This is a genomic window from Streptomyces sp. enrichment culture (genome assembly GCF_964273255.1).
In the GTDB taxonomy this organism is placed as follows: Bacteria; Actinomycetota; Actinomycetes; order Streptomycetales; family Streptomycetaceae; genus Streptomyces.
The window spans coordinates 2,265,150-2,288,465 of the sequence record NZ_OZ186835.1; the positions used below are offsets into that span (position 1 = coordinate 2,265,150).

The 23,316-nt window shown below is 71.5% G+C and carries 19 protein-coding genes; 12 read left to right on the forward strand and 7 right to left on the reverse strand.

Annotated features, from left to right (window positions below; all coding sequences use genetic code 11):
• The first annotated feature begins 32 nt into the window (after positions 1 to 32).
• The gene (locus ACSU53_RS09590; RefSeq protein WP_437026424.1) at positions 33 to 818 is read left to right on the forward strand and encodes a protein phosphatase 2C domain-containing protein; all 786 of its coding nucleotides are present in this window, start codon (positions 33 to 35) and stop codon (positions 816 to 818) included.
• A 143-nt stretch (positions 819 to 961) separates the two neighbouring features.
• Here ACSU53_RS09590 and ACSU53_RS09595 read toward each other — a convergent pair whose 3' ends face one another.
• Positions 962 to 1,456, reverse strand: coding sequence for a MarR family winged helix-turn-helix transcriptional regulator (locus ACSU53_RS09595; RefSeq protein ID WP_437026426.1), 495 nt, complete (start codon positions 1,454 to 1,456; stop codon positions 962 to 964).
• A gap of 243 nt (positions 1,457 to 1,699) precedes the next feature.
• On the opposite strand from ACSU53_RS09595, the gene ACSU53_RS09600 reads away from it, so the two are divergent.
• The gene (locus tag ACSU53_RS09600; RefSeq protein ID WP_437026427.1) at positions 1,700 to 2,554 is read left to right on the forward strand and encodes a lysozyme; all 855 of its coding nucleotides are present in this window, start codon (positions 1,700 to 1,702) and stop codon (positions 2,552 to 2,554) included.
• 190 nt (positions 2,555 to 2,744) lie between these two features.
• Here ACSU53_RS09600 and lon read toward each other — a convergent pair whose 3' ends face one another.
• Positions 2,745 to 5,213, reverse strand: coding sequence for an endopeptidase La (gene lon / locus ACSU53_RS09605; protein ID WP_437026429.1), 2,469 nt, complete (start codon positions 5,211 to 5,213; stop codon positions 2,745 to 2,747).
• A gap of 123 nt (positions 5,214 to 5,336) precedes the next feature.
• Here lon and ACSU53_RS09610 point away from each other — a divergent pair, with 123 nt between their 5' ends.
• From ACSU53_RS09610 to ACSU53_RS09640, 7 genes are all read left to right on the forward strand, one after another.
• Positions 5,337 to 6,044 carry a spermidine synthase gene (locus tag ACSU53_RS09610; RefSeq protein WP_437026431.1) on the forward strand — a complete coding sequence of 236 codons (708 nt, stop codon included), beginning with the start codon at positions 5,337 to 5,339 and terminating at the stop codon, positions 6,042 to 6,044.
• 124 nt (positions 6,045 to 6,168) lie between these two features.
• Positions 6,169 to 6,903 (forward strand): response regulator transcription factor, encoded by a 735-nt coding sequence (locus tag ACSU53_RS09615; protein WP_437026433.1) that lies wholly within the window; start codon positions 6,169 to 6,171, stop codon positions 6,901 to 6,903.
• On the forward strand, positions 6,900 to 8,012 hold the full coding sequence (locus ACSU53_RS09620; RefSeq protein ID WP_437026435.1) for a HAMP domain-containing sensor histidine kinase: 1,113 nt from the start codon (positions 6,900 to 6,902) through the stop codon (positions 8,010 to 8,012). Before ACSU53_RS09615 ends, ACSU53_RS09620 begins: the two co-directional genes overlap by 4 nt.
• Before the next feature lie 291 nt (positions 8,013 to 8,303).
• On the forward strand, positions 8,304 to 12,164 hold the full coding sequence (locus ACSU53_RS09625; RefSeq protein WP_437026437.1) for a multifunctional oxoglutarate decarboxylase/oxoglutarate dehydrogenase thiamine pyrophosphate-binding subunit/dihydrolipoyllysine-residue succinyltransferase subunit: 3,861 nt from the start codon (positions 8,304 to 8,306) through the stop codon (positions 12,162 to 12,164).
• 92 nt (positions 12,165 to 12,256) lie between these two features.
• Positions 12,257 to 12,439, forward strand: coding sequence for a DUF6104 family protein (locus ACSU53_RS09630; RefSeq protein ID WP_164434833.1), 183 nt, complete (start codon positions 12,257 to 12,259; stop codon positions 12,437 to 12,439).
• A 1,155-nt stretch (positions 12,440 to 13,594) separates the two neighbouring features.
• The gene (locus tag ACSU53_RS09635) at positions 13,595 to 14,521 is read left to right on the forward strand and encodes a DUF4097 family beta strand repeat-containing protein (protein WP_437026438.1); all 927 of its coding nucleotides are present in this window, start codon (positions 13,595 to 13,597) and stop codon (positions 14,519 to 14,521) included.
• Between the two features lies 1 nt (position 14,522).
• Positions 14,523 to 15,602, forward strand: coding sequence for a helix-turn-helix transcriptional regulator (locus ACSU53_RS09640; RefSeq protein ID WP_437026440.1), 1,080 nt, complete (start codon positions 14,523 to 14,525; stop codon positions 15,600 to 15,602).
• Positions 15,603 to 15,652: 50 nt separating this feature from the next.
• Here ACSU53_RS09640 and ACSU53_RS09645 read toward each other — a convergent pair whose 3' ends face one another.
• From ACSU53_RS09645 to ACSU53_RS09660, 4 genes are all read right to left on the reverse strand, one after another.
• On the reverse strand, positions 15,653 to 16,216 hold the full coding sequence (locus tag ACSU53_RS09645; protein ID WP_437026442.1) for a Clp protease N-terminal domain-containing protein: 564 nt from the start codon (positions 16,214 to 16,216) through the stop codon (positions 15,653 to 15,655).
• The gene (locus ACSU53_RS09650; RefSeq protein WP_437026444.1) at positions 16,216 to 16,425 is read right to left on the reverse strand and encodes a helix-turn-helix domain-containing protein; all 210 of its coding nucleotides are present in this window, start codon (positions 16,423 to 16,425) and stop codon (positions 16,216 to 16,218) included. Before ACSU53_RS09650 ends, ACSU53_RS09645 begins: the two co-directional genes overlap by 1 nt.
• A 148-nt stretch (positions 16,426 to 16,573) precedes the next feature.
• The gene (locus ACSU53_RS09655) at positions 16,574 to 17,539 is read right to left on the reverse strand and encodes a zinc-binding dehydrogenase (RefSeq protein WP_437026446.1); all 966 of its coding nucleotides are present in this window, start codon (positions 17,537 to 17,539) and stop codon (positions 16,574 to 16,576) included.
• Positions 17,540 to 17,861: 322 nt separating this feature from the next.
• Positions 17,862 to 19,100 (reverse strand): NAD(P)-dependent malic enzyme, encoded by a 1,239-nt coding sequence (locus ACSU53_RS09660; RefSeq protein ID WP_437026447.1) that lies wholly within the window; start codon positions 19,098 to 19,100, stop codon positions 17,862 to 17,864.
• 586 nt (positions 19,101 to 19,686) lie between these two features.
• Between ACSU53_RS09660 and ACSU53_RS09665 the strand changes: the two genes are divergently transcribed.
• Genes ACSU53_RS09665 through ACSU53_RS09675 form a run of 3 tightly spaced genes read left to right on the forward strand, consistent with a single transcriptional unit; the run spans position 19,687 to position 22,423 of the window.
• A complete protein-coding gene (locus ACSU53_RS09665) occupies positions 19,687 to 20,646 on the forward strand; it encodes an ABC transporter substrate-binding protein (protein WP_437026448.1) in 960 nt (319 codons plus the stop codon).
• A gap of 32 nt (positions 20,647 to 20,678) precedes the next feature.
• Positions 20,679 to 21,617, forward strand: a complete 939-nt coding sequence (locus ACSU53_RS09670; RefSeq protein ID WP_437026450.1) for an amino acid ABC transporter permease — start codon at positions 20,679 to 20,681, stop codon at positions 21,615 to 21,617.
• Positions 21,618 to 21,670: 53 nt separating this feature from the next.
• On the forward strand, positions 21,671 to 22,423 hold the full coding sequence (locus tag ACSU53_RS09675) for an amino acid ABC transporter ATP-binding protein (RefSeq protein WP_362092558.1): 753 nt from the start codon (positions 21,671 to 21,673) through the stop codon (positions 22,421 to 22,423).
• An 85-nt stretch (positions 22,424 to 22,508) separates the two neighbouring features.
• On the opposite strand, the gene ACSU53_RS09680 is transcribed toward ACSU53_RS09675, so the two are convergent.
• Positions 22,509 to 23,273: a class I SAM-dependent methyltransferase gene (locus ACSU53_RS09680; protein ID WP_437026451.1), complete on the reverse strand. Its 765-nt coding sequence runs from the start codon at positions 23,271 to 23,273 to the stop codon at positions 22,509 to 22,511.
• Positions 23,274 to 23,316 lie beyond the last annotated feature (43 nt).

Sequence of the window (23,316 nt, forward strand, 5' to 3'; positions counted from 1 at the left end):
ACCCTTGTGAAGGGGTCGTGCAGACTGGCCGGATGCGCACTGAGCTGGTTTCGGAGCCCGGGGACGCGGGCCGCCCCAACGAGGACTTCGCGAGTGTGGGCCTGCCCGCGTCGGGGGAAGGCGGCACCCTCGTGGTGCTGGACGGGGTGACGCCGCCGCCGGACGGCACCGGCTGTCTCCATTCCGTCCCCTGGTTCACCGCGCACCTGGGCGGGGCCCTGTCCGAACTGACCGTTTCGCTGCCCGGTGTGCCGCTGGCCGATCTGCTGGCCCGGGCGATCTCCCGGACCGCCGCCGCCCATGCGGACACCTGTGACCTTTCTCACCCCCGGACCCCGCAGGCAACCGTGGTGCTGGCGCGCTGGTCGCCGGGCGAGGTCGAGTACCTGGTGCTGTCCGACTCGGCGTTGCTGGTGGAGGCGCCCGGGGGCGCGGTCACGGCCCTGCTGGACGACCGGCTCGCCCTGCTGCCCCGTTCGGCGCTGGCGACGGACGCCCTGGTGGACGCCACGGTGCGCAACCGGGAGGGCGGCTTCTTCACGGCGGCCGCGGACCCGTCGGTGTCCGCCCGCGCGGTGACCGGGTCGCTGCCGCGCGGGGAGGTGCGGGCCCTGGCCGCGCTGACGGACGGTGCCACCCGCTGGGTGGAGCGGTTCGGCGAGGGGGACTGGGCGGACTGCCTGGCCCTGGTGCGCAAGGAGGGGGCGCGGGCGCTGGTGGACCGGGTGCGGGAGCTGGAGCGGGCCGACACGGAGCGGGTCCTGCTGGGCCGGAGCAAGACGCACGACGACGCGACCGTGGTGTTCGTGGAGCTGTGAGCACGGCGCGTCCCCGGCTGTCCGGGGCGCGCTCGGGCGCCGCCGCGGGTGCAGTCCGGGAGGGGTCCGGGAAGTCTCCGGGAAGGTCCGGGAAGGGTCCCCCGCGGGCCGCCCGGGTGGCGGCCCGCGCGAGCCCGCCGCCGCTACCTCTCCATCTCCTGGTTGAGCCGGTTCAGCAGACGGGCGAGTTCGGTGACCTCGGTGGAGTCCCAGTGGGCCAGGCGGCCGGCGTAGCGGGCGCGGCGGGCCTCGCGGACCCGGGTCACCCGCTCGCGGCCCTCCGCCGTGAGGGCGACCAGCCAGGCGCGGCCGTCGGCGGGGTCGGGTTCGCGGGTGACCAGGCCGAGGTCCTCGAGCGCGTGGACCTGACGGGACATCGTGGCCTTGCCGACGCCGACGTAGGCGGCGAGGTCGGTGGCCCGCTGCCGGCCGCATTCATCCAGACGGACGAGCAGCCCGTAGGCGGAGGGCTCCAGGTCCGGGTGGACCTCCCGGGCCATCTCCCCCTGGTTGGCCCGGGCGCGTCGCAGCAGCACCGTCAACTCCCGCTCCAGGGCCAGGAATGCGGGCTGTTCCAGCCGGTCCCCGGCTGCCGGGGCGGCGGCCTGTCCGCCGCCGCCGTTTCCGTTGTCGTGCACGTCAGCCCCTGCCTCGGTCCTTCGGGTCGTGAGTGTCGCGCCAAGTGGCGACGCCGTCGCGGCTTGGCCAGTATTTCGCAGGCGTAGACCAACGGCAGCTTCCGGACTTTTCCCTCCGCTCCGCGTTCCGCGTGCGCAGCTTCTCTATCAGGCGCCCGGGTGGCATGCCCACTACATGCGAGGCGGGTCACAGTCCGGATCCCGGCCGGCCCCCGCCGGCCCACGACCTACGGAGACACGTACATGCCCGTCCGCAGAATCCGCGCGTCGCGCGCCGCCGGTCCGTCCGGCGCTTCCCGCATACCCCGCACGACCGTCGCGGCGGCGACCCTGCTCGCCCTCCTCTCCCTCCCCCACACCGCCCGGGCGGACGAGCCCGGCCCCGTCGCTCCCCCGCGCGGATCCGCCTCCATGGGCATGGGCGTCGTCGCCCACGACGGCCGCTGGGGAACCCCGCCCGCCGACCGCGCCACCCAGACGGAAGGGGTGGACGTCTCCAGCCACCAGGGGAACGTCGCCTGGCAGACGCTGTGGAACAGCGGCGTGAAGTGGGCCTTCGTGAAGGCGACCGAGGGGACGTACTACCGCAACCCCTACTTCGAGCAGCAGTACGACGGCTCCTACGACGTGGGCATGATCCGCGGCACCTACCACTTCGCGACCCCCGACACCGCGAGCGGCGCCGCCCAGGCGGACTACTTCGTCGACCACGGCGGCGGCTGGAGCCCGGACGGCAGGACGCTCCCGGGGGCGCTCGACATCGAGTGGAACCCCTACGGCGACGCCTGCTACGGCAAGTCGCACAGCTCGATGGTGAGCTGGATCCGCGACTTCCTGGACCGCTACCGGGCGCGCACCGGCCGGGACGCCGTCCTCTACACGGCGACGAGCTGGTGGAAGCAGTGCACCGGCAACTACGCGGGCTTCGCCTCCACCACCCCGCTGTGGATCGCCCGGTACGCCTCGACCGTCGGTGAACTGCCCGCGGGCTGGGGCACCTACACGATGTGGCAGTACACCTCGACCGGCCCGACCGTCGGCGACCACAACCGCTTCAACGGCACCGTCGACCGGGTCCGCGCCCTCGCCCAGGGCTGACCCGCGCGCGCCGCCCGGCCCCGGTTCCCGGACCGGCCGCACGGGAGGGCCCGGAGGCACCAAGAGGGCCTGGACGCACGGAGAGGCCCGGAGGTACCAGAGGGCCAGGACACACGGAGAGGCCCGGACGCACGGAGAGGCCCGGGCCTCCCTCACGAAAGCCCGGGCCTCCCGTATCCGGCCACCGCCGTCACACGGCGACCGGAACCTCCGGCGCGGCGCCCTCGGTGGCCGGGGCCAGCGCCAGTTCGAGGACCTGGCGGACGTCGGTGACGGCGTGGACGTCCAGCTTGTCCAGCACCTCCTCGGGCACGTCGTCCAGGTCGGGCTCGTTGCGCTTGGGGATGATCACCGTGGTGATCCCCGCCCGGTGCGCCGCGAGCAGCTTCTGCTTCACCCCGCCGATCGGCAGCACCCGCCCGGTCAGCGAGACCTCGCCGGTCATCGCCACGTCCGTGCGGACCAGGCGGCCGGAGAGCAGCGAGGCCAGCGCGGTGGTCATCGTGACGCCCGCGCTCGGGCCGTCCTTGGGCACCGCGCCCGCCGGGAAGTGGATGTGCGCGCCCCGGTCCTTCAGGTCGCCCACCGGCAGCTCCAGCTCGGCGCCGTGGCTGCGCAGGAAGCTCAGGGCGATCTGCGCGGACTCCTTCATCACGTCACCCAGCTGACCGGTCAGGGTCAGCCCGGCGGCGCCCGTCTCGGGGTCGGCCAGGGACGCCTCCACGTAGAGCACGTCGCCGCCCGCGCCGGTCACCGCGAGCCCGGTCGCCACGCCCGGTACGGAGGTGCGCCGCTCGGCCGGGTCCTGGGCGGACTCGGGCACGTGGTGCGGCCGTCCGATCAGACCGCGCAGGTCGTCCTCGGTCACCGTGAAGGGCAGCTCGCGCTCGCCCAGTTCGTGCTGGGCGGCGACCTTGCGCAGCAACCGCGCGACGGACCGCTCCAGATTGCGCACGCCCGCCTCGCGGGTGTACTCGCCGGCCAGCCTGCGCAGCGCACCCTCCTGAAGCGTCACCTCGTCGGGGGCCAGTCCAGCGCGCTCCAGCTGACGCGGGAGCAGGTGGTCGCGGGCGATGACGATCTTCTCGTCCTCGGTGTAGCCGTCCAGCCGGACGATCTCCATGCGGTCCGCCAGGGCCTCCGGGATGGCCTCCAGGACGTTGGCGGTGGCGAGGAAGACGACGTCGGACAGGTCCAGTTCGACCTCCAGGTAGTGGTCCCGGAAGGTGTGGTTCTGGGCCGGGTCGAGCACCTCCAGCAGGGCGGCCGAGGGGTCGCCGCGGAAGTCGGAGCCCACCTTGTCGATCTCGTCGAGCAGCACGACCGGGTTCATCGACCCGGCCTCCTTGATGGCCCGCACGATGCGGCCGGGCAGGGCGCCGACGTAGGTGCGCCGGTGGCCGCGGATCTCGGCCTCGTCGCGGACACCGCCGAGGGCGACCCGGACGAACTTACGGCCCATGGCGTGGGCGACGGACTCGCCGAGGCTGGTCTTGCCGACGCCGGGCGGGCCGACCAGCGCGAGCACGGCACCGCCCCCCCGTCGCCCGCCGCCACCCTCAACCGAGGCGCTTCGCGCCGCCCCCTGGTCTCGGCGCCCGCCGACCACGCCGAGACCGCGCTCGGCGCGCCGCTTGCGGACGGCCAGGTACTCGGTGATGCGCTCCTTGACGTCCTGCAGGCCGGCGTGCTCGGCGTCGAGCACGGCCTGGGCGCCGCGGATGTCGTAGGCGTCCTCGGTGTGCTCGTTCCACGGCATCTCCAGGACCGTGTCGAGCCAGGTGCGGATCCAGGAGCCCTCGGGCGACTGGTCGGAGGCGCGCTCCAGCTTGTCGACCTCCTTGAGGGCGGCCTCCCGGACCTTCTCCGGCAGGTCGGCGGCCTCGACGCGGGCGCGGTAGTCGTCGGACTCCTCGCCCTCCTGCTCGCCGTTCAGCTCGCGCAGTTCCTTGCGGACGGCCTCCAGCTGGCGGCGCAGCAGGAACTCGCGCTGCTGCTTGTCGACGCCCTCCTGGACGTCCTTGGCGATGGACTCGGCGACGTCCTGCTCGGCGAGGTGGTCGCGCAGCTGCTGGGTGGCCAGCTTCAGCCGGGCCACGGGGTCGGCCGTCTCCAGCAGGGCGACCTTCTGCTCGGTGGACAGGAACGGCGAGTAGCCGGAGTTGTCGGCGAGCGCGGAGACGTCGTCGATGGCCTGGACCCGGTCCACGACCTGCCAGGCGCCGCGCTTGCGCAGCCAGGCGGTGGCGAGCGCCTTGTACTCCTTGACCAGCTCGGCCACCTGCCCCGGCAGGGGGTCGGGCACGCTCTCCTCGATCCGCGTGGCCTCCACCCACAGGGCCGCGCCCGGCCCGGTGGTGCCGGCGCCGATGCGGACGCGGTCGCGGCCCCGGATCAGGGCGCCGGGGTCGCCGTCGGCCAGCCGTCCGACCTGCTCGACCGTACCCAGCACGCCGGTGCCGGCGTAGGTGCCGTCCAGTCGCGGGACCAGCAGGACCCGGGGCTTGCCGGGCGTCGACCGGGCGGCGGCCTGGGCCGCTTCCACGGCGGCGCGCACCTCGGAGTCGCTCAGGTCCAGCGGGACCACCATCCCGGGCAGCACGACCTCGTCGTCGAGCGGCAGCACGGGTAGGGCGAGCGATGCGGACTCAGTAGCCATGATCTCCCCTTCGGCAGTCAAGTTGAGCTATACCGACTCAATGCAGAGCCGCTGCCGAATGTTCCCGGAGCCGTGTTCGCTGTCAGCGATCACCGCCGCGCGGGGTCCTGCCAAGATGAACGCATGTCCACCCCGTACGTCATCCCCGAAGTCCTGGACCGCCGCGAGGGCCCGTACGGCGAGGTCGTCCTGCGCCGTCACGGGGACCTGCTCCAGATCATCGCGAACGGCTGCTTCCTGATGGACACCTCCGACGGCCGCTCGGAGCGGCTGCTGGTCGACGCCGCGCTGGCGGCGCTGGACACGGCCGACGCCCGGGAGGGCCGCCCGCCGCGGCCGGGGCCACGCGTCCTGATCGGCGGCCTCGGCGTCGGCTTCTCACTCGCACACGCCGCCGCCGGGCCGCGCTGGGGAGGCATCACGGTGGTGGAGCGCGAACCGGCCATCATCGACTGGCACCGCGACGGCGGCCCGCTGGCCCGCCTCTCCGCCGAGGCCCTCGCCGACCCGCGCACGGAGATCGTGGAGACGGACCTGGTGGCGTACGTCAATGAGACGTCCGCCACGTTCGACGCGCTCTGCCTCGACATCGACAACGGGCCCGACTGGACCGTCACCGAGGACAACGAGGGCCTCTACACGCCCGCCGGACTGGCCGCGTGCACACGGGTGTTGAGGCCGCGCGGGGTGCTCGCGGTGTGGTCCGCCAAGCCGTCTCCGGAATTCGAGGGAACCTTGCGGAATGCCGGGTTCCAGCAGGTGCGTACCGAAGAGATCCCCGTTGCCCGGGGCGTTCCCGACGTCGTGCACCTCGCCGTCCGCCCTGGATAGCAAAGCCGCCGCGACTCCCCGTACGCTGCTGCACTGACGCGGGGCCCTTCCGCGTCGATCGCACTCATGGGCAGAGCACGGATTCACCCCACGGTTTCCGGAAAGCACACTTCAGGGGCGGGCGATGGAGCAGACACAGACCACCCACAACGGCACGGCGGCCCCCGGCGCGCAGCGCCGGATCCTGGTGGTCGAGGACGACGCGACGATCGTGGACGCCATCGCGACCCGCCTGCGCGCCGAGGGATTCCTCGTGCAAACGGCCGGTGACGGCCCGTCCGCCGTCGACACGGCGGAGGCATGGCAGCCCGACCTGCTGATCCTCGACATCATGCTGCCCGGCTTCGACGGCCTGGAGGTCTGCCGCCGGGTCCAGGCCCAGCGGCCGGTGCCGGTGCTGATGCTGACCGCGCGCGACGACGAGACGGACATGCTGGTCGGGCTCGGCGTCGGCGCCGACGACTACATGACCAAGCCGTTCTCCATGCGCGAGCTGGCGGCCCGCGTGCACGTCCTGCTGCGCCGCATGGAGCGGGCGGCCCTGGCGGCCACCACCCCGCGCAGCGGGATCCTGCGCATGGGCGAGCTGGAGATCGACCACGCACAGCGCAGGGTGCGGGTGCGCAGCGAGGACGTCCACCTGACGCCCACCGAGTTCGACCTCCTGGTGTGCCTGGCGAACACCCCGCGCGCGGTGCTCTCCCGGGAGCAGCTGCTCGCGGAGGTCTGGGACTGGGCGGACGCCTCCGGCACCCGGACCGTCGACAGCCACATCAAGGCGCTGCGCCGGAAGATCGGTGCCGAGCGCATCCGCACCGTGCACGGCGTGGGCTACGCCCTGGAGACGCCGACGCCATGAGCGACGGGCCGGCCGGACGCGGAGGCGCGCGGGGCCCGGAGCCCTGGGGCGGTGTGCGCCCGTTCTCGATCAAGACGAAGCTGGGCGCGCTGGTCGTCGTCTCCGTGCTGATCACCACCGGTCTGTCGGTGATCGCCGTGCACACCAAGACGGAGCTGCGCTTCATCACGGTGTTCTCGATGATCGCCACCCTGCTCATCACCCAGTTCGTGGCCCACTCGCTCACCGCGCCGCTGGACGACATGAACGCGGTGGCCCGCTCCATCTCGCACGGCGACTACACCCGCAGGGTGCGCGAGAACCGGCGGGACGAGCTGGGCGACCTGGCCCAGACGATCAACGCCATGGCCGACGAGCTGGAGGCCCAGGACCTGCAGCGCAAGGAGCTGGTGGCCAACGTCTCGCACGAGCTGCGCACCCCCATCGCCGGGTTGCGCGCGGTGCTGGAGAACATCGTCGACGGTCTCACCGAGGCCGACCCGGAGACGATGCGGACCGCGCTGAAGCAGACCGAGCGGCTGGGCCGGCTGGTGGAGACGCTGCTGGACCTGTCCCGGCTGGACAACGGCGTCGTCCCGCTGAAGAAGCGCCGCTTCGAGGTGTGGCCGTACCTGTCGGGCGTGCTGAAGGAGGCCAACATGGTCGCCTCGGCGCGGGCGGGGATGGCGACCGGCTCCGGCAGCCACACGCGGACCGACGTGCACCTGCGCCTGGACGTGTCGCCGCCGGAGCTGACCGCGCACGCCGACCCGGAGCGCATCCACCAGGTGGTCGCCAACCTGATCGACAACGCGGTCAAGCACAGCCCGCCGCACGGCCGGGTGACGGTGAAGGCGCGGCGCGGCGAGCAGCCCGGGTCCCTGGAGCTGGAAGTGCTGGACGAGGGCCCCGGCATCCCGCGCACCGAGTGGCACCGGGTCTTCGAGCGGTTCAACCGCGGCAGCGTCAACCGGCCCCACGGTCCGGGCAGCGACGGCGGCACGGGACTGGGGCTGGCGATCGCCCGCTGGGCCGTCGATCTCCACGGGGGCCGCATCCGGGTGGCCGAATCCGATCGGGGTTGCCGAATTCTTGTCACTCTTCCGGGAGCTCCCGCCACCCGAGGTTGACGTAGGGTTCGAATCGGAGCCCGATGATCCACCCGCGTTCGCGCTGACGGACACGTGTGAGCAGGGAGAAACCCGTGCACGGGGTGCGCCGGGTCGATGCCGACCTGCCCCCGACCAGGGCCGATGAAGCGGAACCACGCTTGTTTCCCGCCATTTCGCGCGGTGAAACACCCTTCACAATGTGACTTCCACGACGTTGCACGGGCCCGACCTGACCTTCTCGCGTTCAGGGGCGTAGCCTTGATTCCCGCTGTCCATCATCTTGTGAAGCGGAAGAGGGCGGTTGACGCCGTGTCGCCACAGTCCCCCAGTAACTCGAGCTCCCCCAGCCTTCGGCCGGGTGGTACCCCCACGTCCGACACCGACCAATCCGGGAAGAACCCCGCGGCGGCCTTCGGTGCCAACGAGTGGCTCGTCGACGAGATCTATCAGCAGTACCTCCAGGACCCGAACTCGGTGGACCGAGCCTGGTGGGACTTCTTCGCGGACTACAAGCCGGGCGCGCCCGCGACCTCGGCCCCGGCGAGCAGCACGGCCGCGGCGCCCCAGGGCGCGAACGCGACCGCCCCGGCCAAGCCGGCCGCACAGGCCCCCGCCGCGAAGCCCGCCGCCGCCCCGGCAGCCCAGCCGGCCCCCGCCAAGGCCCCGGCCCGGGCCGCCGCCCCGGCGAAGGCCGCCGCGCCCGCCGCGAAGCCCGCCCCCGCCCCGGCCAAGCAGGCTCCCGCCGCCGGGGCCAAGAGCGGCAAGGACGGCAGGGACGGCAAGGAAACCGAGGCGAAGAAGGAGGGTCCCGAGCAGGTCACCCTGCGCGGTCCGTCCGCAGCCGTGGCCAAGAACATGGACGCCTCGCTGGAGCTGCCCACGGCCACGTCCGTACGCGCGCTGCCGGTGAAGCTGCTGTTCGACAACCGCATCGTCATCAACAACCACCTCAAGCGCGCCCGGGGCGGGAAGATCTCCTTCACGCACCTCATCGGCTACGCCATGGTCCAGGCGATCAAGGCCATGCCGTCGATGAACTACTCGTTCGCGCGGGTGGACGGCAAGCCGACCCTGGTGAAGCCGGAGCACGTCAACCTCGGTCTCGCCATCGACCTGGTGAAGCCCAACGGCGACCGCCAGCTCGTCGTCGCGGCGATCAAGAAGGCCGAGACCATGAACTTCTTCGAGTTCTGGCAGGCCTACGAGGACATCGTCCGACGTGCCCGTGACAACAAGCTCACGATGGACGACTTCACCGGCGTCACGGTCTCGCTGACCAACCCCGGCGGCCTCGGCACCGTGCACTCGGTGCCCCGCCTGATGCCCGGCCAGTCGGTGATCCTCGGCGTCGGCTCGATGGACTACCCGGCGGAGTTCCAGGGCACCAGCCAGGACACCCTGAACAAGCTCGGCATCTCCAAGGTCATGACGCTCACGTCGACCTACGACCACCGGGTGATCCAGGGCGCCGCCTCCGGCGAGTTCCTGCGCACCGTGGCGAACCTGCTGCTCGGCGAGAACGGCTTCTACGACGAGATCTTCGAGGCGCTGCGCATCCCCTACGAGCCGGTCCGCTGGCTCAAGGACATCGACGCCTCGCACGACGACGACGTCACCAAGGCCGCCCGGGTCTTCGAGCTGATCCACTCCTACCGGGTCCGCGGCCACGTCATGGCCGACACCGACCCGCTGGAGTACCGCCAGCGCAAGCACCCCGACCTGGACATCACCGAGCACGGGCTCACCCTGTGGGACCTGGAGCGCGAGTTCGCGGTCGGCGGTTTCGCCGGCAAGACCCTGATGAAGCTGCGCGACATCCTCGGTGTGCTGCGCGACTCGTACTGCCGCACCACCGGCGTCGAGTTCATGCACATCCAGGACCCCAAGCAGCGCAAGTGGATCCAGGACCGCATCGAGCGCTCGCACACCAAGCCGGAGCGCGAGGAGCAGCTGCGCATCCTGCGCCGCCTGAACGCCGCCGAGGCGTTCGAGACGTTCCTGCAGACCAAGTACGTCGGCCAGAAGCGCTTCAGCCTGGAGGGCGGCGAGTCCGTCATCCCGCTGCTGGACGCGGTCCTGGACTCGGCCGCCGAGTCCCGGTTGGACGAGGTCGTCATCGGCATGGCCCACCGCGGCCGGCTGAACGTGCTGGCCAACGTGGTCGGCAAGTCGTACGCGCAGATCTTCCGCGAGTTCGAGGGCAACCTCGACCCGAAGTCGATGCACGGCTCCGGCGACGTCAAGTACCACCTGGGCGCCGAGGGCACCTTCACCGGCCTGGACGGCGAGCAGATCAAGGTCTCCCTGGTCGCCAACCCGTCCCACCTGGAGGCGGTGGACCCGGTCCTGGAGGGCGTCGCCCGCGCCAAGCAGGACATCATCAACAAGGGCGGCACGGACTTCACGGTCCTGCCGGTGGCGCTGCACGGCGACGCGGCCTTCGCGGGCCAGGGCGTCGTGGCCGAGACCCTGAACATGTCGCAGCTGCGCGGCTACCGCACCGGCGGCACGGTCCACATCGTCATCAACAACCAGGTCGGCTTCACCGCGGCCCCCGAGTCCTCGCGTTCCTCCATGTACGCGACGGACGTGGCCCGCATGATCGAGGCCCCGATCTTCCACGTCAACGGCGACGACCCCGAGGCCGTCGTGCGCGTGGCGCGGCTCGCCTTCGAGTTCCGCCAGGCGTTCAACAAGGACGTGGTGATCGACCTCATCTGCTACCGCCGCCGCGGTCACAACGAGTCCGACAACCCGGCCTTCACCCAGCCGCTGATGTACGACCTGATCGACAAGAAGCGCTCGGTGCGCAAGCTCTACACCGAGTCGCTCATCGGTCGCGGCGACATCACCCTGGAAGAGGCCGAGCAGGCGCTGCAGGACTACCAGGGCCAGCTGGAGAAGGTCTTCACGGAGGTCCGCGAGGCCACCGCGCAGCCCTCCTCCGAGATCGCCACCGACCCGCAGGCCGAGTTCCCGGTCGCCGTGAACACCGCGGTGTCCTCGGAGGTCGTCAAGCGGATCGCCGCCTCCCAGGTCAACATCCCCGAGCACATCACCGTGCACCCGCGTCTGCTGCCGCAGCTGCAGCGCCGGGCCACGATGGTCGAGGACGGCACGATCGACTGGGGCATGGGCGAGACCCTCGCCTTCGGTTCGCTGCTCCTGGAGGGCGTGCCGGTCCGCCTGGCGGGCCAGGACTCCCAGCGCGGCACCTTCGGCCAGCGCCACGCGGTCATCATCGACCGCAGCACCGGCGAGGAGTACACGCCGCTGCAGTACCTCTCCGAGGACCAGGCACGGCTCAACGTCTACAACTCCCTGCTCTCCGAGTACGCGGCGATGGGCTTCGAGTACGGCTACTCGCTCGCCCGCCCCGACGCGCTGGTGATGTGGGAGGCGCAGTTCGGCGACTTCGTCAACGGCGCGCAGACGGTCGTGGACGAGTTCATCTCCTCGGCCGAGCAGAAGTGGGCGCAGACCTCCGGCGTGGTCCTGCTCCTGCCGCACGGCTACGAGGGCCAGGGCCCGGACCACTCCTCGGCCCGCCCGGAGCGGTTCCTGCAGCTGTGCGCGCAGAACAACATGACGGTCGCCATGCCGACGTCGCCGTCGAACTACTTCCACCTCCTGCGGTGGCAGGTGCACAACCCGCACCACAAGCCGCTGGTCGTCTTCACCCCGAAGTCCATGCTGCGCCTGAAGGCCGCGGCCTCGAAGGCGGAGGAGTTCACCTCGGGCCAGTTCCGCCCGGTCATCGGCGACGACACGGTCGACCCGGCCACGGTCAAGAAGGTCGTCTTCTGCTCCGGCAAGGTCTACTACGACCTCGACGCCGAGCGGAAGAAGCGCGGCGCGACGGACACCGCGATCATCCGCATCGAGCGCCTGTACCCGCTGCCGGGTGCCGAGCTCCAGGCGGAGATCAAGAAGTACCCGAACGCCGAGAAGTACCTGTGGGCCCAGGAGGAGCCGGCGAACCAGGGTGCCTGGCCGTTCATCGCGCTCAACCTGATCGACCACCTCGACCTGGCCGTCGGCGCCGACGTGCCGCACGACGAGCGCCTGCGCCGCATCTCGCGTCCGCACAGCTCGTCGCCCGCGGTGGGCTCCGCCAAGCGCCACCAGGCCGAGCAGGAGCAGCTGGTGCGCGAGGTGTTCGAGGCCTAGGCCCCGCCCCCGCGTTCCGCTTCACGGCTGGGCCGCATCCTCCGCCCGGGGGGTGCGGCCCAGCCGTTTCTCCTGGTCCTATCCTGGACGGCATGTACTTCACGGACCGTGGCATCGAGGAACTGGAGAAGCGGCGCGGCGAGGAGGAGGTCTCCTTCGAGTGGCTCGCGGAGCAGCTGCGGACCTTCGTCGACCTGAATCCCGACTTCGAGGTACCGGTGGAGCGCCTCGCCACCTGGCTGGCACGTCTGGACGACGAGGACGACGACGAGTAGGCGACGGCGAGTAGGCGACGGCGACGGGGTCCGGGGCGCACCGGGGGTGCCGGGGGGTGTCGGGGGCCGGGCCGCCGGTGACTGGCCTGTCGGCGTTGAGGGCTCGGCTCGTCGGCGTGCGGTGGCGGGCGGGCGTGGCATGCGGGCGTGAGGTCGCGCGGTCGTGTGGTCGTGGGTCGTGCGGTCGCGCCGGCAGCGGGCCTGTGGGGTGCGGGCGCGTCGGGCGCGGGTGCGTGGAGACGGGGCGGGGATGCCGCCAGCGCGGGGGTGTGCTGCGCACGGCCCGTGACAGCGGCTCGGCCGGCCGGCCGGCGCCTCCCCGGTTGCTGACCCTCGGGCCGCTCACCCCCTCGGGGCGCTCCCCCCTTGGGCCGCTCACCCCTCGGGGCGCTCACCCTCTCGGGGCGTCTGCCCCCTTCGGGCCTCTGCTCTGTCGGGTCTGCGACGCCTCGGTCCCCGAGGTCTCGGGGCGTGACGCCTCGGGTTCGTGACACCTCGTTGTTCGTTACACCTCGGGTTCGTGACACCTCGGGTTCGTAGCGCCTCGGGTTCGTGACGTCTCGACGCAGACGCCCACTGCGGGGGCTCTGCGGGTGATCTGATCAAGGGCGAGCGACCGTCCGGGGGCGGGCACGGAGCCCCGGCGTCCGTACACCGCCGGCAGCTCGGGGCTTCTCCGGCAGCAGGGCACCAGCGCGGCAGGACCAAGGAGCGCAGCAGCACAGGGGGCGGTGCGCCGTCCCGCGCAGTGTCGGACTGCCGCCAGGCCCGCCCGCGGACATGGACCGCGCCACGCCATGCGGCGACGGTCAGGGCCTCCGGCCTCGGCACCCACTCCCCCTCACGACGGCCTCACCCCCACATCCCCACCGCGCGCACCCCGAGGCGCGGCATGCCACAGGGCGCCGTCGCGCGCCCTTCCCGCGCCTACCTTCCCGTCTCCCGCCGTCCTGCCCTGCCTCCCCCGCGCTCCCCGCACTCTCCGCGCTCCCCGCAGCAGGCAGCAGGCAGCAGGCAGCAGGCAGGCGTAAGCGGCCCGCACGTCAGGAGCGCGGACGAGCGATCCACCCGAACGAGTGTCTTGGTTTTCCCCTGAGCGCGATATATCGTGAATCACGTAAGACGCGATATGGCGCGTATTCAGGAGGTCCCACCATGCCCGAGTGGTCCGTCGCGGAGCCCGCGAAACTCGCCTTCGACGAGCCCGTGAGCGAGCTCCACGTCCGCATCGTCAACGGAACGGTGAACGTCGTGGGCACCGAGGAAGGTTCCGCCCGGCTCCAGGTGTCGGAGATCGAGGGTCCGCCCCTGATCGTCACGCAGCAGGGCGGTGCCCTGACGGTGGCGTACGAGGATCTGCCCTGGAAGGGCTTCCTGAAGCTGCTGGACCGCAAGGGATGGCGCCGCAACGCGGTGGTCTCGCTGGCGGTCCCGGCGGCGACGCGGGTCGAGGTGGGGGTGGTCGGCGCCGCTGCCGTGGTCTCGGGCATTCGGGGCCGGACGGTGGTGAAGGGCGTCACGGGCGACACGACCCTGGTGGCGCTGTCCGGGCCGGTCCGGGCGGACACGGTGTCCGGCAATCTGGAGGCCCAGGCCGTCACCGGCGATCTGCGGTTCAACTCCGTCTCCGGCGACCTGACGGTCGTCGAGGGGTCCGGCCCCTCCGTCCGGGCCGACTCGGTCAGCGGCTCGATGATCGTGGACCTCGATCCGCACGGCCCGACCGACGTCGGACTGACCAGCGTCTCGGGCGAGGTCGCGATCCGGCTGCCCGATCCGGCGGACGCCGAGGTCGAGGCGAACACGGCGAGCGGTGCCATCTCCAACGCCTTCGACGACCTGCGGATACAGGGCCAGTGGGGCGCCCACAAGATCACCGGCCGTCTCGGCGCCGGCACCGGCAGACTGCGGGCCACGACCGTCTCCGGGTCCATCGCCCTGCTGCGCCGCCCGTCCGGGGACGACGCGGGCGCGCCGGGGACATCCGCCCCGCCCGACAGCGGGTCCGCTCCGCCCACCGGCCCCGGTGACGCCCCGGCCGACGGTCCGACCGCCGACCCGACCGAGAAGAAGGTGCTCTGACATGCCCCCCGTCTTCGCCCACGGACGCCTCCGCCTCTACCTGCTCAAGCTGCTGGACGAGGCCCCGCGCCACGGTTACGAGGTGATCCGCCTCCTGGAGGAGCGCTTCCAGGGCCTCTACGCGCCGTCGGCGGGCACGGTCTACCCCCGCCTGGCCAAGCTGGAGGCGGAGGGCCTGGTCACCCACACCACCGAGGGCGGCCGCAAGGTGTACTCCATCACCGACGCCGGCCGTGCCGAACTGGCCGACCGCAGCGGTGAGCTGGCCGATCTGGAGCTGGAGATCCGGGAGTCGGTCGCTGAACTCGCCGCCGAGATCAAGGCGGACGTGCGGGGGGCGGCGGGCGACCTGCGGCGCAAGATGCGGGCGGCTGCGGACCGGGCCCGCCGGCCGGCCGCCGCCCAGGGCAGCGGGACGGACTCACCCTTCGGCGACCTCTCCGGCCTCGGTGAGACGGAGGCGTGGCGTGCCGCCAAGGAGGAGATGCGCCGCGCGAAGCAGGAGTGGCGGGAACAGGCCCGCCGCGCCAAGGACGAGAGCCGCCGCGCCCGCGAGGAGGCCCAGCGGGCCCGGCGCCAGGCGAAGGAGGCCCAGGAGCGGGCCAGGGAACAGGCCCAGGAGGAGGTGCAGCGCCTCGCGCGCCGGGTCCAGGAACAGGTGCAGGGCCACTTCTCCCGGGGCGACTGGCCGACGGGCCTGCGCGAGGGGCTGGCCGAACTGGCCCGGGAGGTCAGTGAGTTCGGCAAGGATCTCGGGAAGGACCTGGGCAGCAACCTGGGGGGCAAGGACTTCCCGTTCGGCCGGGAGAGCGGTACGCCGGCGACCGACCAGCCGGCGTACTCCGAGACTCCTGCGGACTTCCCGGCCTCCTACACCCCCTCCTGGGCACACGAAGGCGCCACGGAGCCGACCGGCGACCCCGGCCGGGACCTCGACCGGCTGCTGGACCGCTTCCGGGACGACATCCGTGACGCGGCCCGGGACCACGGCATCACCGAGGACCAGCTCCGGGACACCCGCCGCCACCTCTCCACGGCGGCGGCCCACATCGGCGCGCTGCTGCGGAGTCCCAGAAGCTGACCCGCCAGGACCGCGGGCGGCCCGGCGGCCGTACCGGCCGGCCGCCCCGGTCAGCCCGCCTTGGCCTCGCCGCTGCCGTGGAGCACGCGGGTGACGGCCTCGTACGTCACCCCGTGGTCGGCGAGCACCTCGGCGGGGACGCCCGCTCGGCCGGTGAGCGCCAGGAGCAGGTGCTCGTCGCCGATGGCGCGGTCCCGGTGGGCGGTGGCGGCCCGCAGCGCGCCCGTGAGGACCTCCTTGGCGTCCCGGTCGAAGGGCCGGTGGCCCGTCCGTCGTCCGCGGCCCCACCGGTCGCCGGACATCGCCCCGACGCCGTGGGCGTCCTCCACCCGGGCCACGATCTCCGACACGTCGATGCCCAGCCCGGCGAGGGCGTCCGTCTCGGCCCGGGTGAGCCCTGCCCTGCGCCGCGCCCCCTCCAGCGCCTCCCGCACGGACTCCTTGCGCTCCGCGAGCCCGAGGGCGGCCAGGGCGAAGGCGCCCCGGCTTCCCTCGCGGTCCAGCAGGGCGAGCAGCAGATGCTCGGCCGTGATGGACGGGTCCCCCGCCTCCTCGCTCACCCGGACCGCCTCCTTCACCACGGCCCGGGCATCCTTCGTGAACCGTTCGAACATCAATGCCTCCCGTGTTTCTTGTGCACGGCCTGCCTGCTGACGCCGAGTTCACCGGCGATCTCCTGCCACGACCAGCCCTGGTTACGGGCGTTGCGCACCTGCACCGCCTCCAACTGCTCCAGCAGCCGGCGCAGTGCGGCGACGGCCCGCAGCCCCACGCGCGGATCACGGTCTCCGGCCCGCGCGGCCAGATCGGTTGCCTCACTCATGATGTCAACTTACGTTGACAACCCGGCCCTGTCAACTGTGGTTGACATACATGCGGCCCGGCGGGAGGAACGCCGACGGCCGGCCCGGGGGACCCGGACCGGCCGTGACAGGGACAGCGCGGCACCCGAGCGGCACCGCGAGGAATACTCAGGGGGCGGTCAGCACGATTTTCCCGAACTGCTCACCGGACGCCATCCGTTCGAAGCCCTCGCGGGCCCGGTCCAGGGGCAGCACCTCGTCGATCACCGGGCGCACTCCCGTGGCCGCGCAGAACGCCAGCAGGTCCTCCAGCTCGTCCTTGGTACCCATGGTCGACCCGACGACCTTGAGCTCCAGGAAGAAGATCCGCGTCAGCTCGGCGTGGGAGGGCCGGTCGCCGCTGGTGGCACCGGAGATCACCAGGGTGCCGCCGGGGCGCAGCGACTTCACCGAGTGGGACCAGGTCGCCGCACCCACGGTCTCGATGACCGCGTCCACCCGCTGCGGCAGCCGCGCGCCGGACTCCAGGGCCTCCACGGCCCCCAGTTCCAGCGCGCGCTTGCGCTTGGCCTCGTCCCGGCTGGTGGCGAAGACCCGCAGCCCGGCGGCCTTGCCGAGCACGATGGCCGCCGTCGCGACACCGCCGCCCGCGCCCTGCACCAGCACCGAGTCACCGGGCCGTACACCGGCGTTGGTGAACAGCATCCGATAGGCGGTCAGCCACGCCGTGGGCAGGCAGGCGGCCTCCTCGAAGGAGAGCTCCTTGGGCTTGGGCAGGACGTTCCAGGTCGGCACGGCCACCTGCTCGGCGAAGGTCCCCTGGTAGCGCTCCGTCAGGATCGACCGGGGCTCCCCGGGGCCGACCCCGTGACCGGTCTGGCCGATCACCGAGTGCAGGACGACCTCGTTGCCGTCCTCGTCGATCCCGGCGGCGTCGCAGCCGAGGATCATCGGCAGCTTGTCCTCGGCGAGGCCGACGCCGCGCAGGGACCACAGGTCGTGATGGTTGAGGGAGGCGGCCTTGACCGTGACGGTGCTCCAGCCGGGACGGGCCTCGGGAGCAGGTCGCTCTCCCGACTCCAGACCGGAGAGCGGCTGGTCGCGGTCGATTCGGGCGGCGTAGACAGCGAACATGACCTTGACCCTAGGGTCCCCGGGGCACCGAAGGAACAGTCCCGCGCTGTGAGACACGCCCTGTTGCGCCGGCAGGGATCCCCACCCGTGGGCTCCCGGGTGCGCCCTCCGGAAGAGCGCACGCGAGGCGGCCCGGGCCCTCCCGTCAGCCGCCGCGAGGCGTCCCGGCGGTCCGCGCACGGCCCGGGGACCACCCGGTCGGCCCAACCCGCCGCCCAGAATCCGGGCGCCCCGCCCGGAGCGTCCGCCGGAGACAGCGATCGGCCCCGTCCACCCGGGACGGGGCCGATCCAGGTCTCGCGACCGCGCACGTCGGGACGCGTCAGCGGCGGGCGACTCCTTCGGCCCGCGCGGCGGCGGCCACGGCCGCCGTCACGGCGGGGGCGACCCGCTCGTCGAAGGGCGACGGGATGACGTAGTCGGCGGCGAGGTCGTCACCGACCACGGACGCCAGCGCCTCGGCGGCCGCCAGCTTCATGCCCTCGGTGATGCGCGAGGCGCGCACCTGCAGGGCCCCGGCGAAGATGCCCGGGAACGCCAGCACGTTGTTGATCTGGTTGGGGAAGTCCGAGCGCCCGGTGGCCACGACGGCCGCGTACTTGTGCGCGACCTCCGGGTGCACCTCCGGGTTCGGGTTCGCCATGGCGAAGACGAACGCGCCCTTGGCCATGGACGCCACCGCGGGCTCCGCCACGGTGCCGCCGGACACGCCGATGAACACGTCGGCGCCCTCCAGGGCGGCCTCCAGCGTGCCGGAGATCCCGGCCTTGTTGGTGAACGACGCCAGCTCGGTCTTGATCGGCGTGAGGTCGTCCCGGTCCCGCGAGACGACGCCCTTGCGGTCGGCGACCGCGACGTCCCCGATGCCGGCCTCGATGAGCATCTTGGCGATCGCCACACCCGCCGCTCCGGCGCCCGAGATGACGGCCCGCAGGTCGCCCAGCGGACGGCCGCTCAGCCGTGCGGCGTTCCGCAGGGCCGCCAGCGTCACGACGGCCGTGCCGTGCTGGTCGTCGTGGAAGATCGGGATGTCCAGCCGCTCCTGCAGCCGGCGCTCGACCTCGAAGCACCGGGGCGCCGAGATGTCCTCCAGGTTGACCCCGCCGAAGGAGGGGGCCATCCGGACCACGGTCTCGACGATCTCGTCGACGTCGGTGCAGTTCAGGGCGATGGGAACGGCGTCCACGCCGCCGAACTGCTTGAACAGGATCGCTTTGCCCTCCATCACGGGGAGGGAGGCCTCGGGACCGATGTCACCGAGCCCGAGCACGGCCGTCCCGTCGGTCACGACGGCGACGACGGACGACTTCCAGGTGTAGTCGTGGACGAGATCCGGCTGCTCGGCGATCGCGCTGCACACTTTCGCGACGCCGGGCGTGTACGCCAGGGACAGGTCGTCCTTGTCGCGGACCGGCACAGTGGCCTGCACAGCCATCTTGCCGCCGCGGTGCAGCGCGAATGCCGGGTCGAAGGACTCCAGGGGCTCCGCCCCTGAACCCTCCTCGTTCTGCCCGTTCCGGCTTTCGCTGTCGCTGCGAGGATTGACAATCTCCGCTGCCACTAGGTTTTACCCCTTAATTGTTCACGGTTTGAGGGTTTGCCACTCCTGGTGAGGGGTGGGCGGGACCGCGCTCGGCCCGGTGGTGGATACGTACGGGCCTGACGCGACGGGCGCGCCGCACACGCGCCCTGAGCCCCGGATGAGGGGTGTAAAGAACCTTCTTACCGGACGGACGCCACCGAGGACGAGTCCATAACGCGAAGGTCACAGACCGGCGCCGGGATTCATCGACTGATTTCAGGACAAGACCTGGACAAACGAGCGGCAACCGGTCGCGGGGCGCCAAACGAGGCGGGGCTCGTCTCCCGATCTCCCGTTGTACCGAAGATCTTCCGGCCGGAATGGAAGATTCCCGCAGACTGTCCGGCCGTGATGTACCGGAGTGGTGCGGTTCGAGTGTGACCCGTTATCCGATTTTGACATGGCGGGCCCCCTGAATGGCCCAGTCCGAATGGCAAGATGCCGTAATCACACGGGGTCGCGACACTCGAAGACGTGTGTTGTTGTCGACCTGCGGCGTTGTCGATGCCCATCGACGACGGCCCCGACCCCATCGGCACTCCACCCATCCGCCGGAGGAACCACCATGACCGCAAGCACCACCCGTCGTACCACCGCCGCGCGCTCCCGGACTGCCGCGGTCGGCGCGATCGCGGTCGCAGGCGCACTGCTTCTCACCGGCTGCGGTGACCAGACCAAGGACAACGGCTCGAGCAGCGGCGAGTCCAAGACCAGCACCGCCCCGCTGGCCGACGAGCTGCCCCAGTCGATCCGCGACAAGGGCGTCATCAAGGTCGGGTCGGACATCGCCTACGCGCCGGTCGAGTTCAAGGACAGCTCCGGCAAGGTCGTCGGCATCGACCCCGACATCGCCGCGGCCATGGGCAAGCAGCTCGGTGTGACGTTCGAGTTCGAGAACGGCACCTTCGACACCCTGATCACGGGTCTGCGCTCCAAGCGCTACGACATCGCCATGTCCGCCATGACGGACAACGCCGACCGCCAGAACGGCGTCGACCCCGCGACCGGCAAGAAGGTCGGCGAGGGCGTCGACTTCGTCGACTACTTCACGGCCGGCGTGTCGATCTACACCAAGAAGGGCGACGACCAGGGCATCAAGAACTGGTCCGACCTGTGCGGCAAGAAGATCGTCCTGCAGCGCGGCACCGTCTCCGAGGACCTCGCCAAGGCCGAGGCGAAGAAGTGCCCCGCCGGCAAGAAGCTCACCATCGAGCGCTTCGACAACGACCAGCAGGCCCAGACCCGCCTGCGCGCGGGCGGCGCGGACGCCGGTTCCTCCGACTTCCCGGTGGCGGCCTACGCCGTGAAGACCTCCGGAGGCGGCAACGACTTCCAGATCGTCGGCGAGCAGGTCGAGGCGGCGCCGTACGGCATCGCGGTCGCCAAGAACAACACCGAACTGCGGGACGCCCTCAAGGCCGCACTGGACGCCATCATCGAGAACGGCGAGTACCAGAAGATCCTGGAGAAGTGGGGCGTCACGGACGGCGCCATCGAGGAAGCCACCATCAACGGTGGCAAGTGACCGCGAGCAGGCGGCACTGAAAGGCATCACCCGTGACTGTTGACATCGACAAGACGACGGGACCGGACGGGAAGCCCCCGGCCGGACCGGAGGCCATCAAGGCCATTCCGGTCCGGCACTACGGGCGGTACGTCACCGCCGTCATCGCCCTGGTCCTGCTGGGCAGCATCGTCTACGCGTTCTCCCAGGGCAAGATCAACTGGGGCGCCATCCCGGACTACTTCTTCAACGACCGGATCCTCGCCGGTGTGGGCAACACCCTGTTGCTGACCGTGCTGGCCATGGCGATCGGCATCGTCGGCGGCGTGATCCTGGCCGTCATGCGGTTGTCCCGCAACCCGGTGACGTCGGCGATCGCCTGGTTCTACATCTGGTTCTTCCGCGGCACGCCGGTCCTGGTGCAGCTGATCGTCTGGTTCAACCTGGGCCTGGTGTTCGAGTACATCAACCTCGGTCCGTTCTACCGGGACGAGTGGTCGGACTTCATGACCCCGCTCCTGACGGCGCTGCTGGGCCTGGGCCTCAACGAGGCCGCGTACATGGCGGAGATCTGCCGTGCCGGTCTGCTCTCGGTGGACGAGGGCCAGACCGAGGCGTCGCACGCGCTGGGCATGAGCCACGCGAAGACCCTGCGCCGGATCGTCATCCCGCAGGCCATGCGCGTGATCGTGCCGCCCACCGGCAACGAGGTCATCAACATGCTGAAGACGACCTCGCTGGTGTCCGTGGTGCAGTTCTCCGAACTGCTCCGCGTGGCGCAGGACATCGGCCAGACCTCCGGTTCCCCGGCCGAGATGCTGTTCCTGGCGGCTGCCTGGTACCTCATGCTGACGTCGGTCTTCAGCGTCGGCCAGTACTACCTGGAGCGCCACTACGCCCGCGGTTCCACCCGACAGCTGCCGCCCACGCCCCTGCAGAAGGTCAAGGCGAACCTGCTGTCCCTCGGCCGCCCGAACGGAGGCCAGGCATGATCCAGAAGAAGCAGTCGTCCGCGCCGACGCCCGAGCGGGACCCGAGCGTCCCGATGGTCAAGGCGGAGGGCGTCCACAAGTCCTTCGGCGCCGTCGAGGTCCTCAAGGGCATCGATCTCGAGGTCAAGTGCGGTGAGGTGTTCTGCCTCATCGGACCCTCCGGCTCCGGCAAGTCGACCTTCCTGCGGTGCATCAACCACCTGGAGAAGATCAACGCCGGCCGCCTCTACGTCGACGGCGAGCTGGTCGGCTACCGCCAGAAGGGCGACAAGCTCTACGAGCTCAAGGACAGCGAGGTCGCGCTCAACCGCCGGGACATCGGCATGGTGTTCCAGCGCTTCAACCTGTTCCCGCACATGACCGCGCTGGAGAACGTCATCGAGGCGCCGGTGCAGGTCAGGGGTGCCAACAAGGCGGAGGCCAAGGAGCGCGCGATGCAGCTCCTGGAGCGCGTGGGGCTCGGTGACAAGGCGAGGAACTACCCCTCGCAGCTGTCCGGCGGTCAGCAGCAGCGGGTGGCCATCGCCCGGGCGCTGGCCATGGAGCCCAAGCTGATGCTGTTCGACGAGCCGACGTCGGCGCTCGACCCGGAGCTGGTGGGTGACGTCCTCGACGTCATGCGCGACCTCGCCGAGTCGGGCATGACCATGGTCGTCGTCACCCACGAGATGGGCTTCGCCCGCGAGGTGGGCGACAGCCTGGTCTTCATGGACGGCGGCGTGGTCGTGGAGTCCGGCAACCCGCGGGACGTGCTGACCGACCCGCAGCACGAGCGCACCAAGTCGTTCCTGTCCAAGGTCTTCTGAGTCCGCGGACGGGCGCGCACGGCGAGGGGCGGTACGGATCTCCGTACCGCCCCTTCCGCCGTTCACCGGCCGCCCCGGCAGCCGCTCACTTCAGCGCGAGCAGCAGGGTGTCCGAGGGGGAGCACCACACCGGGCGGGTCTCGGTGAACCCCTTGTCCCGCAGGGTGCGGGCGTGCCAGTCGGCCGAGGGCGTGTCCCCGTCGGCGTGCTCCCCGTAGATCTCGAAGCGGCGGGCGGTGGGGCCGGCGAGGACCGGGTCCTTCGCCGCGAGCTGCCACCATTCGGCCCAGTCCAGGGCACCGTCCCGCCTGGCCTGATCCATGCGCGCGTGCCGCAGGGCGCGTTCGGCCGCGTTGATCCGGGGCGTCGTCTCGTCGATCATGTGGTCGGCGTTCATGAAGACGCCGCCGTCGCGCACCAGGTCCGCGAGGTGTCCGTAGAGGTCGGCGAGGGGTTCCCGGTGCAGCCAGTGGAGGGCGGTGGCGGTCAGGACGGCGTCGTAGCTGTCGTGCGGCAGACCCGTCGGCCAGTCGGGGTCCTTGAGGTCGGCCGTGACGAAGGTGACCCGGTCGTCGCCCGCGAAGGTGCCCTCGGCGATCGCCAGCAGCGCGGGGTCGAGGTCGACGCCGGTGCTGGTGGCTCCGGGGAACCGGGCGAGCAGCCGGGCGGTGATGCTGCCGGTGCCGCACGCCAGGTCGAGGACGCGCGGGGCGGTGCCGACCAGGGCCTCCACCATGTCGAGCATGACCCGGAACCGCTCCTCGCGGTCGGGCATGTACCACTCCTGCTGCCGGTCCCAGCTCTCCTGCCAGGCCTGCCAGTCGGTGGTGGCGGTGGGTGTGTCCGTCATCGAGCCCCTCCTCGCATCCGTCACGTAATACCCTGAAGGCACG